Genomic DNA, 16,479 nt, shown 5'->3' on the forward strand with positions numbered 1-16,479 from the left:
TAAAAGTAGAAACAATATGAAAAAAATAGCAATAGCATTCTTTTCAATGCTCTTTTTCGCTACAAGTTGCGATGAAGAAAAGTTGAAAGAATTAAACATAAATCCCCAGGCGATCAACGAAATAGACATGAACTATTTGTTGACTTCCGCTCAGTTGGGAACAGCTTCTGCCGGTAATACTGGTGATAATAGATATATTGACTGGCGTACCAACATGGGAATGTTTGGTCATGCCATTCAGCATATTGCCAATGTTGGTGGTGGAATAGCTCCAGGAGATAAGTATACAGAGAACCCTGAAACAGATGCAGCTCCATGGGATTTGCTGTATAATGGTGTTTTACAGGAGCTCCAGGAGATTATTATTCAAGCGGGACCAGAGGGCTTTCAAGCTGGTAAGCGTGAAAACACATTTCAAATAGCAAGAATTCTGAAGGCTTATAACTTTATGAGACTTACGGATTATTATGGAAATGTTCCTTATACCGAGGCTTTGAAAGGTAAGTCAGATGGTATTTTCTTTCCTAAGTACGATAGCCAAGAATTTATCTATAAGGATATCATGAAGGAAGTTTCGGAAGCTACTAAAGCTCTAAATGCTTCAATTACTGGAGATGGACTTGCTACAGTTAACGGTGTTCCTGGAGCAGATCTTTTCTATGATGGTGATATTTCTAAATGGAAAAAATTCGGTAATTCTTTATTATTAAGAATGGCAATGAGGGTTTCGAATGTGGACGCGGCTTTAGCTAGCCAGTATGCAACAGAGGCCATTAGCGGAGGTGTTATGACCAGTATTGAAGATAGAGCGATGATCATGACCGACATAGGCCCTAGTGAGTGGACAAACCAAAATGGAATCTCTCGTGCTTTTGCAGATGGTGATGGTGGTCAGCCTTCTCCGTTAAGTCAAACATTGGTAGATTGGTTAAAGGCTAAAAATGACCCTCGATTAATGATTTTGAGTGGAGGGGTAAATGGAAACATGGACCCTGCGGCTCAAAAAGGCCTTCCTAATGGATTGGATACAGGAACACTTCAGGATTTCTTAGGCAAATCTGGTGCTAATCCGATGGAAGAATTTTCGGTTATCAATCCTAAAATGCTTGATGATGATGAGGATTATGTTTTCATGAATTATTCTGAAGTGGAGTTTTTATTAGCTGAAGCCGCTCAAAGAGGTATAGGAGGAGCAAGTGATGCTGCAGGGCATTATGCTAAAGGCGTAAAGGCGGCTTTACAGCAGTATGCTCATTATGATGAGTCTCTTACTGTATCAGATGCTGATGCTGCCGACTATATTGCTGCTAATCCTTATAATGGATTAGAGTCAATAGGTGAGCAAATGTGGGTAAGTAAGTTTTTCAATTGGTGGGAAGCATGGTCAGATTGGAAAAGAACAGGATATCCAGTTCTAACTCCTGTTAACTATCAAGGGAACGTTACAGGTGGAACTATTCCGCGTAAACTAAGGGTTCCAAATGGCGAACTGTCTATCAACCCAGATAGTTTTCAAGAAGGAGCGACATTACCTAATGAGTACACTTCTCGTGTATGGTGGGATGTTCAGTAAGATTAACTTAAATGTTAATTCTAAAAAAAAGAGGTTGCCAACTGGCAACCTCTTTTTGCTTTAAAGCTATCCTTGTTTTATTCAAAAACTAGCATGGAAGCATTGTTCCTAGCAACAAAAATCTTACCTCCAAAACTAATAGCGTCTCTCACTTCGCCAGCGATACTAATACCTGATTCTTTAGTAGATATAGCTTCAAAGCTTTGGTTTCCTGTGCCTTTTAATAACACACCTCTGCTGGCGTCATGGCGGCCTACTTGAGGCTTTAAGCCATAAAAGTTTCCTCCTAGCCAAATGTCAATGCTGCCATCTTTATTAAAGTCATTGGCTATAATTCCAAATACTGGTGACACTTGAGCCTCAATAGGCAAAGCTTTGAAAGTGAATTTGCCGCCGTCATTCCATAGGATTCCAGTATTAAGGTTTTCTGCTTTGAAGGCCTTGGCTTTATTCACTTTTTCTGCATCAAATAGTTCTTGATATTTCATTCTGCCAAACTGGTCATACTTTAAATGCTTTCTTTTAAGACTGGGCATTTGCATCGTTAAGTCCATTTTACTTGCAAAGGGAAAACTTTCAGAGTCTAAAGGAGCTTTCCAGTTTAAAATGGCTTCAGATTTACCATTATCATCAAAATCGTTGACATATAAGCTAAGTGGGTTTGAAGCCGAAGCTTTGAATTTGCTGTTTTCACCCCAGTTGCCAAGAATGAAATCCATATCTCCATCCCCATCTAAATCTTGAGATTCCACACGTGTCCACCAGCCTGTGCTGTTTGGTATTATCTCTGGTATTGACATGATACCGCGATTGTTTCTGAAAATATGAATGCCCATCCATTCGCCCACCACTATCAGGTCCATGTCACCATCTTGGTCACAATCTTCCCAAATAGCATCTGTCACCATACCTATATTTCCTATGGCGTCTGTGGCTACATCAGTCCAGATACCTGCATCATTTCTAAAAAGGAAACTTTTAGGGCCTAAGCCATAATTCCCAGGGACGGTTCTAGCTCCCAAAAAGAAATCGGGGTCACCGTCTTTATCATAATCGCTCACCTCTAGGGTAGAAAAATTGCCAATAGCAGGTGGGATTTTAGAAGGACTCACGGTGAAGCTACCCTTGCCGTCATTGGTGTATAGTCTTACTATAAAATTGATTTTCTCTACGTTTATTTGATTTCCTCCTGCACCAATAAGTACATCTAGGTCACCATCCATATCATAGTCTAGAAAACTCCCGCAAGTGCTTTCAAAAGCTTTGTCGTTTAGAAAGGCCTTGTTATTTCCGGGTTTGAAACTTCCATTCTGGTTTTGAAGAAAGAGCTTATCGGGGTCGTCTTTTGCTCCTAAAAGAATAAAATCATCTAATCGGTCACCGTTAACATCTCCCACTACCAGTCTTGGACCTTCGGTAGAAAGCATATTAGTAAGTAGTATTTCTTGGTCAAAATCATTGTAGCGATTTTCTACATGTGTGGCATTCCCTTTAATGGTTTCTTTGGTGATGTCGGTAAACCAAGGCTTGATATTTTCAGAAGTATTTAGTTTTTGTGGTTCACTAGAATTTTTATAATCGAGTTCTAAGGCTTGATTGATTTGAGGTTTGTCTACAATTTGTGTTTTGCCATCCGGCCAAATTACAGTCAACTCATCTATGGATTCTTTACCTAAACCAAAAATCAAAGAAGGTTCTATACTACTTTCAAAGCCTCTGTTCATGTAGTTTTCCATGACCTGAATTCCCTTGACTGTTTTTACGGTAACCTTTGCTCCTAAACCTTTCGAGTTTCCTTTTGGACCCTTAAAGCTTACTTTTAAGTAGTTGTTCTTAAACAGTGTTTCGGCATTGTTTTGATAAATGAAACTAGGCATGTTGACATTGTTGATTATCAAATCAAGGTCGCCATCATTGTCTAAATCGGCATAAACGGAGCCATTGCTGAAGGAAGGAGTTCCTAATCCAAGGCTATCAGTAGCATTACTAAATTTCAGGTTTCCTTGATTTAGATAAGCCACATTCTTCAGTGGATTTGAGGGTATTTGCTCGCTCAGAGCTACAAAATCAAAAGTCTCTGGCGAAGTAGCGAGCTCTTTCTGAATGTCAGTGCTACGCATGAAATCTCTAAAATCGCCTGACATAATATCTTTATTGATGCCGTTGGCAACAAAAATATCTTTGGTACCATCGTTTTGAAAATCAAAAAGTAGAGCTCCCCAGCTCCAGTCGGTAGCTGCCACACCAGACAATAGGGCTATTTCCTGAAAATTGGCATCGCCATCATTTAATTGAAGGCAGTTCTGAATCATTTGATAATGATAATTGGCTCTATACTTTAAATCTTCCAGATGAAATGGGTCAAAATTGACCATGGACTTTATTCTATAATTGTCACCAGAAAGCATATCGGTAGTGAAAATTTCAGGGAATCCATCGCCATTAATATCGGCTATGTCAGCTCCCATACTTGAGACAGACGTGTAGTTTATTCGGCTAGTTAAATCCTCTTTGAAAGTGCCATCTCCATTATTGAGATAAAGATAGTCCCGTTCCCAAAAGTCATTGCTAATGTATATGTCGGGTAGGTTGTCTTGGTTTAAATCGCCAATGGCCACGCCTAATCCAAAACCAATCTCACTACTATAAATACCTGCTTCTGCGGAAACATCTTTGAAGATACCATTGTCGTTTCTCATGAGTCGGTCGCCACCAGCAGCATCTGGCTGGTCTCTCATGCTTTTATAAAGCTCTATTTTCGACGGGTCTTTAAAGCTGTTGTTAAGAATATAGCAATCTAAATCACCATCTTGGTCGTAATCGAAGAATGCTGCATGTGTGGTGTAACCTGTGTTATTAAGGTTAAGGGCTTTTCCTTTTTCAGAGAATGTTAAATCACCATTATTGATGAAAACCTCGTTTTCTTTGTTTTGTCCTTCTAAACCACCAGAGTTACAAACATAAATATCAAGGAAGCCATCGTCATTAATATCGGCCATGACCACACCTGTACTCCATTCATTACTTCCGCCTACTCCTGCTGCATCTGTAATGTCTTCAAATTGAAAATTTCCTTTGTTTAAGTAGAGTTTGTTTTGATGCTGATTACTGGTGAAATAGATGTCTGGCAGTCCATCATTATTGATGTCGCCTACGGCTACGCCACCACCATTATAAAAGTTTCGGTAAGTGTGAATATTGAATTCCTTAGTCTCTTTTACTTCGTTTATGAAGTTTATGCCAGTTTCTTCTGCTGATTTTAATTCAAAGAGCTTTTTTTTCTCATCTGATTTCTGGCAGGAAATAAATTGAAACGCAATAAAAAAAATGGGGAGAATGGCTCTCATGAAAAACAATGGGTTTTAATAAAAACGGTATTCCAAATTTACTTTAAAATAAGAAGTTTTTAGTCGGTCAATGCCTAATTTTATAGATGAATCATTATGGTGTTATTTGACCTTGAAAATCTCAAATAAGAAATTTCTTCATGGCCTTGCCAAAAGTTTGGTTACGCTCTTGGTTATATTGGTTTCACATGTTTCTTTTTCACAAGAATCTTGGACAACCGTTTTACCTACAGTAGGCACTTTCTCGTCTCCAAGAGTTTCAGATTTAAATGGTGATGGCACTAAGGATATAATTCTAGGTGCAGGCAGATTAGAGTTTCAAGCTTGCGATTCTGCTATGCTGGCTTTAGATGGAAAAGATGGTAGCCTACTTTGGCGAGTACCTGCCACGGATCAAATTTTCGTTTCTGCAGGGCTTTTAGATATTAATCAGGATGGTGTAGAAGATGTATTCCTAGGAGGGCGTTCTTCGGAGTTAAAAGCCATAAATGGTAAAACAGGAGAGGTTTTCTGGGCTTTTGATACTTTGACTTATTCTGAAGAAGGAAATAAACGATGGTTTAACTTTTATAATCCTCAGATTATTCATGATGTTGATGAAGATGGCGTTCCAGATTTATTGATTTCAAATGGAGGGGATATTTGGGTAGCACCACATGACCCAAACCGAACAGAAGGAAGACTATGCATCATTGCCTCAAAAACGGGAGCTTTAATAGCTGATGCCAGTATGCCCGATAAACATGAAATCTATATGTCGGTAGCAGTTGATAAGAATGAACTAGAACCTTTATTGTCAAAAGTTATTTACGGTACGGGAGGAGAAACCACACCGGGTGGACTGTTTGTAGGCACTTTAGGGATGGTCATGAATGGAGATTTAAGTGCTTCTGTCAAACTAGCGGATGGCGGTGAGAAAGGTTTTATTGCTCCACCTGTTTGGGTAGATATAAATCTAGATGGTGTAAAAGATATTGTGGCTAGTTCTGTAGATGGGAGATTCTTAACTTTTGATGGCAAAACATATAAAAGTCTTTGGCAGGTGAAAATACCAGACACAGAGTCTTATGGTTCTATGGCGGTGGGCAAATTCAATGAAGATGACATTCCTGACTTTTTTGTTTCATTCGCTCAAGGTGTTTGGCCAGAATTATCATGGACTAGGCAAGCTATGATGAGTGGAATAGATGGTGAAATTCAGTATTTGGACTCTTTAGGTTATTATCAAACCTCTAGTCCGGTGGTGGTTGATTTGACCGGTGACGGAATTGATGAAGTTATTCTGAGTGTAGATTATCAAGTTTTGGATAGCCTCAGCAGGAAAAATTATTATACTACGCTATATGCCATAGAGTTCACTCAAAATCAGTCAGGGCCTCTTGTAGATGGTTTGCCTGGTCATAATGTGTCTTCTACGCCTTGGGTTGGTGATTTAGAAGAAGATGGCCTTCTTGATATTATATATTGTCATGGCGTAAATAAATATCATACCTATACCTTTGATGGTTTAAGAGTTAATTGCCTTAAAACTACAGTTCCAATTTCAAAACCCATAAAATGGGGTGCTTATATGGGTAGTGATTATGATGGTGTATTTAAATAAATGAAAATATGGACTTGACCCTTACTATTATTGAAGCTGGTATTTTATTGATTCTGTCAGGAATTCATTTTACATGGGTATTTGGCGGGAAATTTGGTTTTGACGTAGCTATTCCCACAAATTTGAAAGGAGAAAAAGTGCTTAATCCAAAAGCTATTGACAGCTTAATAGTGGCATCAGGGCTTCTTATTTTTACCCTTTACTTTCTAATTAAAGAAGGCTTGCTAGCTGTGAATTTGCCTGCCTCTATTGATAAATATGGAGGATGGGTAATATGTACTATTTTCCTTTTTAGAGCCATTGGCGACTTTAAATACGTAGGCTTTTTTCAGAAGGTGAGGGGAACTCGTTTTTCAGACATGGATCTGAAATTGTTTTCTCCCTTATGTTTAACATTAAGCTTGATAGGCTATTATCTTATTTGGTAAATACTCCATTTCCTTCTGTTCCCATATAGGCACCCCATTTTACAGGAACATCCATTTTTATAGAAGTGCTAATGCGTTTGACTTGCATGCCTAAGAAAGCAAGTAAGTTAGGGTTTGGACTAAAGTATTGACAGTGAATAATGTCTAAATAACCATCTTGGTCTAGGTCGCCAATCCAAGGAGTACTAAATATGTTCTTAAATAAAGCGAGTTCCTCAATGTTTTGGATTTTGTTACGCTTAAAATCTATGGCTAAAAGTTTTGTGGTAACTTCTATGTCCTGTGGCGATGTAAACCCAACCTCACAATCATATTCATTTATACTTATGATGGCCTCATCTACACCATCATCATTAAGGTCGTAAATTACTGGGGAAGAAAACCCAGTACAGCCAAGCGTATTCGTGTATCCTATTTTTCCAGTCTTACCGTCTAACATAACTTGAATAGAACCTCTGCTTTGTGGCCACACGCCTTCACTCACAAAAGTGAAAAGGTCAGGTGTTTGGTCGCCATTAAAATTGCCTACGGCAAAACCATTACTAGACTCTGTATTTGGCACATGCTGTGTCCAAAGTACTGCATTGTTTTTACCATCAATGGCAGAAATGTTACTTCCATGAGAAATAGAAACAACATCATAAAAACCATCATCATTTAAATCTACAGCTACCGAAGGGGCTATGAAGCCATGACCGCTAGTATCAGACGAAATAATTGTTGATTGGCTTATATCGTTATTTTTTAAATCAGCTAATGTACATCTGTATAGATTTCCGTCAATGGTTTCACCACCTGTACCAAATACTATAATTTCTGTTCCGTCAGGTTGTTTAAAGTAAAGTGGAGGCATGTAAGATTCTCTTCCGTCTGGCATAGTGTCGGCCGCTATTACGCTACCATCTTTGCTGTTTAGTATCATCAAAATACCTGCGTATCTGTTTTCGCTGGTGTTTGGAGCGGCTTTAGAGTTTCCACCTGTTACCACCAATAAATCTTTAGTATTGTCATTGTTTTGGTCAGGAATAATGATGGCATTATGGAAGTTATATTTGGCATTTTTAAGTTTCGGGTGATTCTCATATTTGAATTCCCACTTCCAAATACTTTCGCCTGTTTTTCCGTCAATAGCATAAAACTGATTTGACCTCCCGCCAATAAAAACATCTTTTACGCCATCCTCATTTACATCTAGTAAGGTTGCCGAACCATATATTTGGTCAATGGTAGCATGTGACCAGATCGTTTCACCAGTTTTTCCGTCAAAGGCCATAACCCCTTGATTAGATTTTTGATATTCATTTTTACCAGCACCCATAATAATGTCTAACACGCCATCATTATTCAGATCTGTAGTTTTTGGCGAAGACTGTGAGCCTATCCTGGGCAAGTTTTTGGTCCAAGTCAGTTCTGTCTTTTTCGAGGAACACGAAAGTCCAATAAGGGCAACTAAAGCAATAGAGAGGTATTTTGTCATCTAAATTTTCAGAATGTTTGAGATGTTCTTTTAAACCTGCACAAGTTACCTGATTCCTTTTTAAAATATTGCCGCTGTTTAGTTAAAAAGCTTTCAAAAAAGTAATTTTATGTTTCCGTGAAATGCGAATATGCTCCTTCTCAAATGAAAAAATACATCTTTTTTTGTCTTACTGTTTTTACGCTTTCTTGTCAAAAGTCAGCAGATACCTTGTTTTTAGCTATAGATGCTACCGATTCTGGAATCAACTTTAAAAATGGCATTGAAGAAACCAACGATTTAAACGTCTTGGTGTATGAGTATTTTTATAATGGAGGTGGCGTGGCAGCGGCAGACTTTGACAATGACGGTTTAACGGATTTATATTTTACTGCAAACCAAGGTGCAGATAAGATTTATAAAAACTTAGGGGGATTAAAGTTTGAAGACAAATCGGAAGTAGCTGGTATTACATGGAATAATGAATGGAAAACAGGAGTAACGGTAGTCGATATTAATGGAGATGGACTTTTAGATATTTATGTATCGGTTTCTGGAAATGAAGAGCGACCAGACCTTAGAAAGAATAAGTTTTATATAAACGAGGGTGGTTTTAAGTTTACCGATAGGGCTGCAGACTATGGTTTAGACTGCGATGGTTTTACCACACAAACTGCTTTTTTTGACTATGACAAAGACGGTGATTTAGACGCATATGTTATGAATCATAACGTGAAAGACTTTAAGCGTTTTGACGTAGAGGCCATTCATTTTATGCGAGACCAGTATGCCGGCGATAAGCTTTTGAGGAATGATGACGGCAAGTTTATCGATGTCAGCAAAGAAGCAGGAATTAAAGGAAATCCAATTGGTTTTGGTTTAGGAATTAGCGTGTCAGACCTAAATCAAGACGGCTGGCCAGATATTTATATTTCAAATGATTATATAGAAGGGGATTATCTGTATGTCAATAACCAAGATGGCACGTTTACGGATAATATCACAGAGATGGTAGACCATACCAGTTACTTCAGTATGGGAAATGATGTGGCAGATATTAATAACGATGCTTTACCGGACATTTTTACGGCAGACATGCTTCCGGAAGATAATAGGCGTCAAAAATTACTTTTTGGTCCAGATAATTATGAGGGGTATTTAAACATGCTGCAAAACGGATTTCACCCTGAAGTGATGCGGAATATGCTGCATGTCAATGAAGGTTCTGGAAAGTTTGCGGAGGTGGGTCAATTGGCCGGAATCTCTAATACAGATTGGAGCTGGTCTCCGCTGTTAGCAGATTTTGACAATGATGGCTTTAAAGACATGTTCGTTTCAAATGGTTATTTGAGAGACTATACTAACAATGATTTTGTCAAATTTTACTCAGAACAAAGAAGCGAAGGAAATGACAATGTTTTGGAGATTATTAATAAAATGCCTTCTACCAAAACAGCTAATTACGTTTTCAAAAACAAGGGTGGACAGACTTTTGAGAATGTGCAAAAAAGTTGGGGTTTTGAAGATGCCAGAATTACAAACGGAGCTATTTATGCCGATTTAGATAATGACGGAGATTTAGAAATAATCACAAACAACTTAAATGAAGTAGCTAGTATTTTTGAGAATAAAACGAATAAAAAAGGGCATTTCATTGGTGTTAATTTGGAAGGTAATTCTAGTCAGATTTTAAACACCAAAATTAAAGTTTATGCCGATGGCAGCTCTCAATACAGAGAGTTTTCGCCAAATCATGGTTTTCAAAGCTCTTATTATGGTCCACAGATTTTTGGTTTGGGTGAGCTTACTTCTGTAGAAAAGATAGAGGTAATTTATCCCGACGGGAAAGGGCAAACCTTGATGAATCCTGCTGTTGATACTTACATAGATGTGGCGTTTACACCAAAAGAAATATTGGGTATTGAAAATGATGTTCCACTATTTAAGGAGCTTGATTTTCAGTTAGTAGAGCATTCGCAAAAGCATTTAAATGACTTTAACCGTCAAATTTTATTGCCTTGGATGTATTCCTACCAAGGCCCATGCCTTACTAAAGGAGATATAGATAATGATGGTATTGAAGATTTTTATTTGGGAGGAGGTAAAGGCTTTCCAGGGCAACTAATGAAAGGCTTAGGGAATGGAAAGTATAAAGCCACGAATGAATCTGTTTTCAAACAATGGGAGCTTTGTACGGATGTTGATGCTGAGTTTTTTGATGCAGATAATGATGGTGATTTAGACCTATATGTAGTCGGTGGAGGTTATGAATATTTACCAAATGACCTCATGCTTCAAAACAGGCTTTTCTTAAATGATGGGAAAGGTAACTTTTCTAAGAATGATGCCTCTTTTCCTGCTGATATCTTCTCAGATGCGGGAGTGGAGGTTTTTGATTTTGATAACGATGGTGACCAAGATGTTTTTGTGGCTGGTTTTGTGGTTCCGGGCGATTATCCAAAAGCAAACTCTTCAAGAATGTACATCAATGATGGGGGCGTCTTCAAAAACCTGAATACAGAAATTTTTGCTAAGCTAGGTTTAATAAAAGACGCTAAAGCGGTAGACTATGATTCGGATGGGAAAATGGATTTAGTCTTAGCTGGCGAATGGACGGATATTAAGATTTTAAGAAATACAGGAAGCGGTTTTGAACAGGTGAATGATGCTATTTCTAGTGGAACTGGTTTTTGGCAAAGTTTACTTTTTGAAGATTTTGATGGTGACGGCGATATGGATTTAATCGCAGGAAATCTTGGTCTTAATTCTCAATACTGTGCATCTGATAAAGAGCCATTGCAACTGCATTTAGCAGATTTTGATGGAAATGGAAGAATTGACCCTGTGATATCATGCTTTATTCAGGGTGAAAGCTATCCCGCATACAGCCGAGATGAGCTCTTAGACCATATAGCTTCTTTAAGGAAAGTATATACTACTTATGAAATTTACTCAGGTACAACTACCGAGATGTTTCTAGAAAACTTTCCAGATGTGAAACCCGAAGTTTTCAAAGCTACCAACCTCTCTACCTCTTACTTTAGAAATGACAATGGCAAGTTTGTGAATGTAGATTTGCCTGTCCAAATACAGGCGGCACCTATTTATGGCATGCTAGCAAAAGACCTGAATGGCGATGGTAAAAAGGATTTAATAGCCGCAGGAAATAACACACATACACGTGTCAGAATCGGAAATATTTCCGCAAATCATGGTCAAGTTTTCCTTAACGATGGTCATGGTGATTTTAGTTTTTTAGCTCCTTCTAAAACGGGATTAAACTTAAAAGGTGAAACAAGGGCATTGCTAGAAATTGACAAAAAACTCCTTATAGGTCAAAGCCAAGACAAACTAAGATTATTTTCTTTTGAATGATTTATAGTTGGTAAATTGCTTATAAATAGGTAGCTGTAGTTGTTTAGGTAAGGAGGCTCATTATTTTTTTTGGTTTCTATTCTTTTCCGTGCTTACATTTGTCTATCGATTAACCAAATGGTTAAACCAATCAGATAGACTATGCAGTTGACACAAGAAGCATCTACAGAGTTAAAGATTTTAAAGGCAGCCGAAGATATTTTCATTAGAGATGGTATTGATGGTGCCCGTATGCAAGAGATTGCCGATACGGCAGGAATTAATAAGGCTATGTTGCACTACTATTTCCGTTCTAAAAAACTCCTATTCGAACGAGTTTTTGCCGAAAAGGCAAAGTACTTCTTCCCTGAAGTTTCCAGTATTTTCCAGACCGATAATTCTATGGTAGAGAAGTTGGAGGTTTTTATAGAGAAGTACATTCTATTTATGAATGAAAACCCTTTTATACCTTTTTTTATAATTAGCACGGTTAATAAAAGGGGAAATGATGGCTTTATAGAAAAGCTGCCGTTTAAAGAAACCATTGCACAAAACTTCATGAAAAGTTATGCGGATGACCTGAAACTAGGTCGGGTGCCAGAGCTTGACCCTATGCAATTGTTACTTTCAGTTTTAGGGATGTGTATTTTTCCATACCTCTCTAGGCCTATTTTGATGCATAATTTTGGTGCAGATGAGGAAGCTTTTGCCGCACTTATGCTGGGTAGGATAGAAGAGTTAAAGCGATATATCCGAAAAATTTTAATAGTGGATTAAATATGAAAAAGACACTCGCACTAATATTTTTAATTGCAGGTTCGCTTCATGCTCAAACCAATATTGGTTTGGATGATTTGATTTCCAAGGCTCGTGATTTTAATCCGCAACAGGAGCAGATGGGGCTTATTGATGAGATTACAGCTTTGCAAATTAAGAATCTCAAAGGAGCCTATTTGCCGCAATCGTCATTAAGTGGGCAGGCTACATGGCAGTCGGAAGTTACTTCTTTGCCTATTAGCATTCCAGGAGTAGATATTGAGCTTCCGGCTCAAGACCAGTATAAAGTAACTTTGGATATTCAGCAAAACCTTTATGACGGCGGGCTTACAGCCAGTCAAAAGTTTATGACGCTGGCGAATCAAAAAGTGGAAAAGGCTAAGGTGGAGGTTGACCTTTATAAATCGGAAGAGCAGGTAACAGCCTTGTATTTCGGTGTTTTGTTTGCCAACAGGCAGAAAGGTAACGCTGAGTTAATCTTAACAGAGATTAATGCCAATTTGGTAAGAGTAAAGGCGGCTATTGAAAATGGCGTAGCCATCAAAAGTAACTTACTGGCTTTAGAGGCTAAAAAGATAGAGCTAGAGCAAAGCCTTATAGAAATTGACAAGAAAAAAGAAGCGGCTTTAGAAGGTATTTATCTTTTGACGGGAGCACAGCTGAGTAAAGAAACGGTTTTTGAATCACCAGTTACTTTTCAGATTGATTCTTACGAAAACGACCGACCTGAGTTAAGCCTACTTTCTGCACAGCAGCAGTCTATTATGGCTTCGGAGAGTTTGGTGAAATCTAAGAACAAACCAAAGATTGCCCTCTTCGGAACAGGTGGTTATGGTAGACCAGGTCTTAACTTTTTGGCTAGAGATTTTTCGCCCTATTTCATAGGTGGTTTGCAGTTAAAGGTGCCTTTAAGTCATTTATATAATGGTGGGCAGCAAAGTGAAATTCAACAATTAAAGGTGAATAGGCTAAGAATAGAAAAGCAAAAAGAGAGCTTCGATATAGCTTCCAATGTACAGTTGGCTTCGCTTAAAAAAGAAATAGAAAGGCTAGAGAGTTTAATAGAAAGTGATAATAAGCTGATAGCTATAAGAGAGGAAATAACGGAAGTGTCTAGTGCTCAGCTAGAAAACGGCATCATTACCGCCACCGACTATTTAGAAGAACTTAACAAGCAAGATTTGGCGAAACGAAATTTGATTCTTCACGAAGTTCAGCTGATGCAAGCCAATAGAAATATTAAAATCATTCTGGGTCAATAACATGATAAATAAGCATAAAATGACAGGACAACATATATTAAAACTAACCTTTTTAGCGGCTGTGATAGTAGGCTGCAGTGGAGGTGAAAATGACTTTGACGCCTCTGGTGTGTTCGAAGCCAAAGAAATCATTGTTTCTTCAGAAAGCTCAGGTAAAATTTTGGAGCTGACCATAGAAGAGGGCACGGTTTTGACCGAAGGTCAAATTATAGGAAACATTGACTGCGAAAATTTAAACCTTCAAAAAGCACAGTTAGAGGCCAGTTATGATGCTATTGGAGCTAAAAGGAACTCTTCAGGCCCTCAGGTAGGCATTCTAAAACAGCAGATTGAAACACAAAAGAAACAGTTGGCAGCTCAGCGTCAGCAGTATTCGGTTTTGGAAAAAGAACAAAAAAGAGTGGAGAAGTTGGTGAAAGCGGAGGCTGTGCCGGTCAAACAGTTGGATGATTTGACGGGGAATTTAGAAGTACTTCAAAAGCAAATTGAAGCTGCAGAGAGCCAGTTAAATGTAACTAAGCAGCAAATAACTTCGGCAGAACAACAAATTGCGATTGGCAACCGTGCTGTGATGAGTGAAGAAAAACCGATGCAAGAGCGAATAGCTCAAATGGAAAATATGATTGGCAAATGCCAAATTCAAAACCCTCAGGCGGGAACTGTATTGGTGAAATATGCAGAGCAAAATGAAATGACAGCTCCAGGAAAAGCCTTATATAAATTGGCTGACATGACCGAGCTAAAACTAAGAGCATACTTGACTAATAGCCAACTAGCAAAAGTGAAAGTAGGACAGGAGGTGCAAGTGCTGATAGATAACGGTGAAGATGGATATAAAGAATTAAAGGGTGTGGTAGAGTGGATTTCTGACAAAGCAGAGTTTACACCAAAAACAATTCAGACTAAAGACGAGCGAGCAAATCTGGTTTACGCTACCAAAATCAAAGTGAAGAATGATGGTTTCTTAAAAATAGGCATGTACGGAGAAGTGAAGCTTTAATGATAGCTGTAAAAGTTGAAAATATCACCAAAACGTATGACAAGGGAAAGGTACTCGCTCTTGATAATATCAGCCTATCGGTCAATGAGGGAGAACTTTTTGGCATAATTGGGCCAGATGGAGCGGGAAAAACAACCCTGTTTAGGGTTTTAACCACGCTTTTAATAGCCGATGCTGGAAGTGCTGAAGTGGCGGGCTTTGATGTGGTGTCAGGCATTTGGGATATAAGAAAGATAGTAGGTTATATGCCTGGGAAGTTTTCGCTTTATCAGGATTTAAGTATTGAAGAAAACCTCAATTTTTTTGCAACAGTTTTTGATACCACTTTAGAAAAGAACTATCACCTCATTAAAGACATTTATGACCAGATAGAACCTTTCAAACATCGCTTGGCAGGTGATTTATCAGGTGGTATGAAGCAAAAGTTAGCACTTTGTTGTGCCTTGATTCATGAGCCTAAAGTACTCTTTTTAGATGAACCCACCACTGGGGTTGACCCTGTTTCCAGAGTAGAGTTTTGGGACATGCTAGATAAGCTAAAAGCGAAAGGAATTACCATTGTGGTATCAACACCTTATATGGACGAAGCCACTCGATGTGATAGAATAGCTTTGATTCAAAACGGACGAATACTGGAGTTAGACACGCTTACTAATATAATAGAGCGTCATAGATTGAAAACTTTTGCAGTAAAAGGTGTTCAGCGATATCAACTCATGTTAGACATCAAGGCTTACGAAGGCACTAGTAGTTGTTTCGCTTTTGGTGAAGAAAATCACGTGACCCTAAAGGCTAATTTACCAGACGAGAATAAGCTGAAAGCGTATTTAAAAGACTGTGGGCATACAGATGTTTCTGTAGCCGAGGTAGAACCTGATATTGAAGATACTTTTATTAAACTGATGCTGGAAAATGACTGACGTGGTAATTCATGCTGACAATCTCACCAGAAAATTTGGTGACTTCACCGCAGTAGACGGCATAAGTTTTGACGTAAAAGCTGGCGAAATATTTGGTTTTTTAGGAGCAAATGGTGCAGGGAAAACTACAGCCATGCGAATTCTCTGTGGACTATTAGAACCAACCTCGGGTATAGCACGTGTGGCAGGTTTTGATGTATACAAAGAGAATGAGGAAATCAAAAAAAACATAGGCTATATGAGTCAAAAGTTCTCTTTGTATGAGACTTTGACGGTGAGAGAGAATATTACTTTTTTCGGGGGCATTTATGGTATTCCCAGAAAGCAGCTGAAAGAAAAAGGGAATGCTCTTATTGAAAGGTTAGGCCTAGAGGAGCATGCTGATAAATTGGTAGGCTCATTGCCACTAGGCTGGAAACAAAAGATATCTTTTTCTACCGCCATTCTTCACGAGCCCAAAATTGTGTTTTTAGATGAACCTACAGGTGGTGTAGACCCTATTACAAGGCGTCAGTTTTGGGACATGATTTATGAAGCATCTAGCAGAGGTATTACGGTTTTTGTAACCACACATTACATGGATGAAGCAGAATATTGCGACCGTGTAAGTATTATGGTAGATGGTGCCATAGCAGCTTTAGATGCACCTGCTGAGATGAAAAAGGCTTTTCAGGCGAAGGATATGAATGAAGTGTTTTTAAAACTGGCTAGAGGAGCCAAAAGAGGAGAGTAGTGGATTTGACAAGATTTAAATATTAA

At 38.5% G+C, this 16,479-nt stretch carries 11 protein-coding genes; 9 read left to right on the forward strand and 2 right to left on the reverse strand.

The genetic code is table 11. The annotated features are described in order from the left end of the window. Nucleotides 1-16 precede the first annotated feature (16 nt). Nucleotides 17-1,573, forward strand: a complete 1,557-nt coding sequence (locus AC0L6O_RS03485) for a SusD/RagB family nutrient-binding outer membrane lipoprotein (protein ID WP_473306357.1) — start codon at nucleotides 17-19, stop codon at nucleotides 1,571-1,573. A gap of 77 nt (nucleotides 1,574-1,650) precedes the next feature. Here the strand turns inward: AC0L6O_RS03485 and AC0L6O_RS03490 are convergent, their stop codons facing one another. Continuing rightward, nucleotides 1,651-4,920, reverse strand: coding sequence for a VCBS repeat-containing protein (locus AC0L6O_RS03490; protein ID WP_473306358.1), 3,270 nt, complete (start codon nucleotides 4,918-4,920; stop codon nucleotides 1,651-1,653). A gap of 70 nt (nucleotides 4,921-4,990) precedes the next feature. Here AC0L6O_RS03490 and AC0L6O_RS03495 point away from each other — a divergent pair, with 70 nt between their 5' ends. Both AC0L6O_RS03495 and AC0L6O_RS03500 read left to right on the forward strand, forming a co-directional pair. Then, nucleotides 4,991-6,523, forward strand: coding sequence for a hypothetical protein (locus AC0L6O_RS03495; protein ID WP_473306360.1), 1,533 nt, complete (start codon nucleotides 4,991-4,993; stop codon nucleotides 6,521-6,523). Between the two features lie 8 nt (nucleotides 6,524-6,531). Beyond that, on the forward strand, nucleotides 6,532-6,951 hold the full coding sequence (locus AC0L6O_RS03500) for a DUF3995 domain-containing protein (RefSeq protein ID WP_473306361.1): 420 nt from the start codon (nucleotides 6,532-6,534) through the stop codon (nucleotides 6,949-6,951). Here the strand turns inward: AC0L6O_RS03500 and AC0L6O_RS03505 are convergent. Next, nucleotides 6,941-8,428: an outer membrane protein assembly factor BamB family protein gene (locus AC0L6O_RS03505; protein WP_473306363.1), complete on the reverse strand. Its 1,488-nt coding sequence runs from the start codon at nucleotides 8,426-8,428 to the stop codon at nucleotides 6,941-6,943. The two genes, AC0L6O_RS03500 and AC0L6O_RS03505, sit on opposite strands and share 11 nt — an antisense overlap. A 144-nt stretch (nucleotides 8,429-8,572) precedes the next feature. Between AC0L6O_RS03505 and AC0L6O_RS03510 the strand changes: the two genes are divergently transcribed. From AC0L6O_RS03510 to AC0L6O_RS03535, 6 genes are all read left to right on the forward strand, one after another. Continuing rightward, nucleotides 8,573-11,782 (forward strand): VCBS repeat-containing protein, encoded by a 3,210-nt coding sequence (locus AC0L6O_RS03510; RefSeq protein ID WP_473306364.1) that lies wholly within the window; start codon nucleotides 8,573-8,575, stop codon nucleotides 11,780-11,782. Between the two features lie 141 nt (nucleotides 11,783-11,923). Next, on the forward strand, nucleotides 11,924-12,538 hold the full coding sequence (locus tag AC0L6O_RS03515; RefSeq protein ID WP_473306365.1) for a TetR/AcrR family transcriptional regulator: 615 nt from the start codon (nucleotides 11,924-11,926) through the stop codon (nucleotides 12,536-12,538). Between the two features lie 2 nt (nucleotides 12,539-12,540). Further along, nucleotides 12,541-13,800 (forward strand): TolC family protein, encoded by a 1,260-nt coding sequence (locus tag AC0L6O_RS03520; protein WP_473306367.1) that lies wholly within the window; start codon nucleotides 12,541-12,543, stop codon nucleotides 13,798-13,800. A gap of 19 nt (nucleotides 13,801-13,819) precedes the next feature. Then, nucleotides 13,820-14,800 carry an HlyD family secretion protein gene (locus AC0L6O_RS03525; protein ID WP_473306368.1) on the forward strand — a complete coding sequence of 327 codons (981 nt, stop codon included), beginning with the start codon at nucleotides 13,820-13,822 and terminating at the stop codon, nucleotides 14,798-14,800. Beyond that, a complete protein-coding gene (locus tag AC0L6O_RS03530) occupies nucleotides 14,800-15,720 on the forward strand; it encodes an ABC transporter ATP-binding protein (protein ID WP_473306370.1) in 921 nt (306 codons plus the stop codon). Before AC0L6O_RS03525 ends, AC0L6O_RS03530 begins: the two co-directional genes overlap by 1 nt. Beyond that, nucleotides 15,713-16,453: an ABC transporter ATP-binding protein gene (locus AC0L6O_RS03535; RefSeq protein ID WP_473306372.1), complete on the forward strand. Its 741-nt coding sequence runs from the start codon at nucleotides 15,713-15,715 to the stop codon at nucleotides 16,451-16,453. Before AC0L6O_RS03530 ends, AC0L6O_RS03535 begins: the two co-directional genes overlap by 8 nt. Nucleotides 16,454-16,479 lie beyond the last annotated feature (26 nt).

It is taken from the genome of Arcticibacterium sp. GJ41-1, assembly GCF_055808875.1.

What these genes read in the sequence shown, in the direction of transcription:
- AC0L6O_RS03525 (WP_473306368.1), top strand. Translation starts at nt 13,820, where the DNA reads ATGACAGGACAACATATATTAAAACTAACCTTTTTAGCGGCTGTGATA.
- AC0L6O_RS03490 (WP_473306358.1), bottom strand. Translation starts at nt 4,920, where the DNA reads ATGAGAGCCATTCTCCCCATTTTTTTTATTGCGTTTCAATTTATTTCC.
- AC0L6O_RS03535 (WP_473306372.1), top strand. Translation starts at nt 15,713, where the DNA reads ATGACTGACGTGGTAATTCATGCTGACAATCTCACCAGAAAATTTGGT.
- AC0L6O_RS03515 (WP_473306365.1), top strand. Translation starts at nt 11,924, where the DNA reads ATGCAGTTGACACAAGAAGCATCTACAGAGTTAAAGATTTTAAAGGCA.
- AC0L6O_RS03500 (WP_473306361.1), top strand. Translation starts at nt 6,532, where the DNA reads ATGGACTTGACCCTTACTATTATTGAAGCTGGTATTTTATTGATTCTG.
- AC0L6O_RS03510 (WP_473306364.1), top strand. Translation starts at nt 8,573, where the DNA reads ATGAAAAAATACATCTTTTTTTGTCTTACTGTTTTTACGCTTTCTTGT.
- AC0L6O_RS03520 (WP_473306367.1), top strand. Translation starts at nt 12,541, where the DNA reads ATGAAAAAGACACTCGCACTAATATTTTTAATTGCAGGTTCGCTTCAT.
- AC0L6O_RS03495 (WP_473306360.1), top strand. Translation starts at nt 4,991, where the DNA reads ATGCCTAATTTTATAGATGAATCATTATGGTGTTATTTGACCTTGAAA.
- AC0L6O_RS03505 (WP_473306363.1), bottom strand. Translation starts at nt 8,428, where the DNA reads ATGACAAAATACCTCTCTATTGCTTTAGTTGCCCTTATTGGACTTTCG.
- AC0L6O_RS03485 (WP_473306357.1), top strand. Translation starts at nt 17, where the DNA reads ATGAAAAAAATAGCAATAGCATTCTTTTCAATGCTCTTTTTCGCTACA.
- AC0L6O_RS03530 (WP_473306370.1), top strand. Translation starts at nt 14,800, where the DNA reads ATGATAGCTGTAAAAGTTGAAAATATCACCAAAACGTATGACAAGGGA.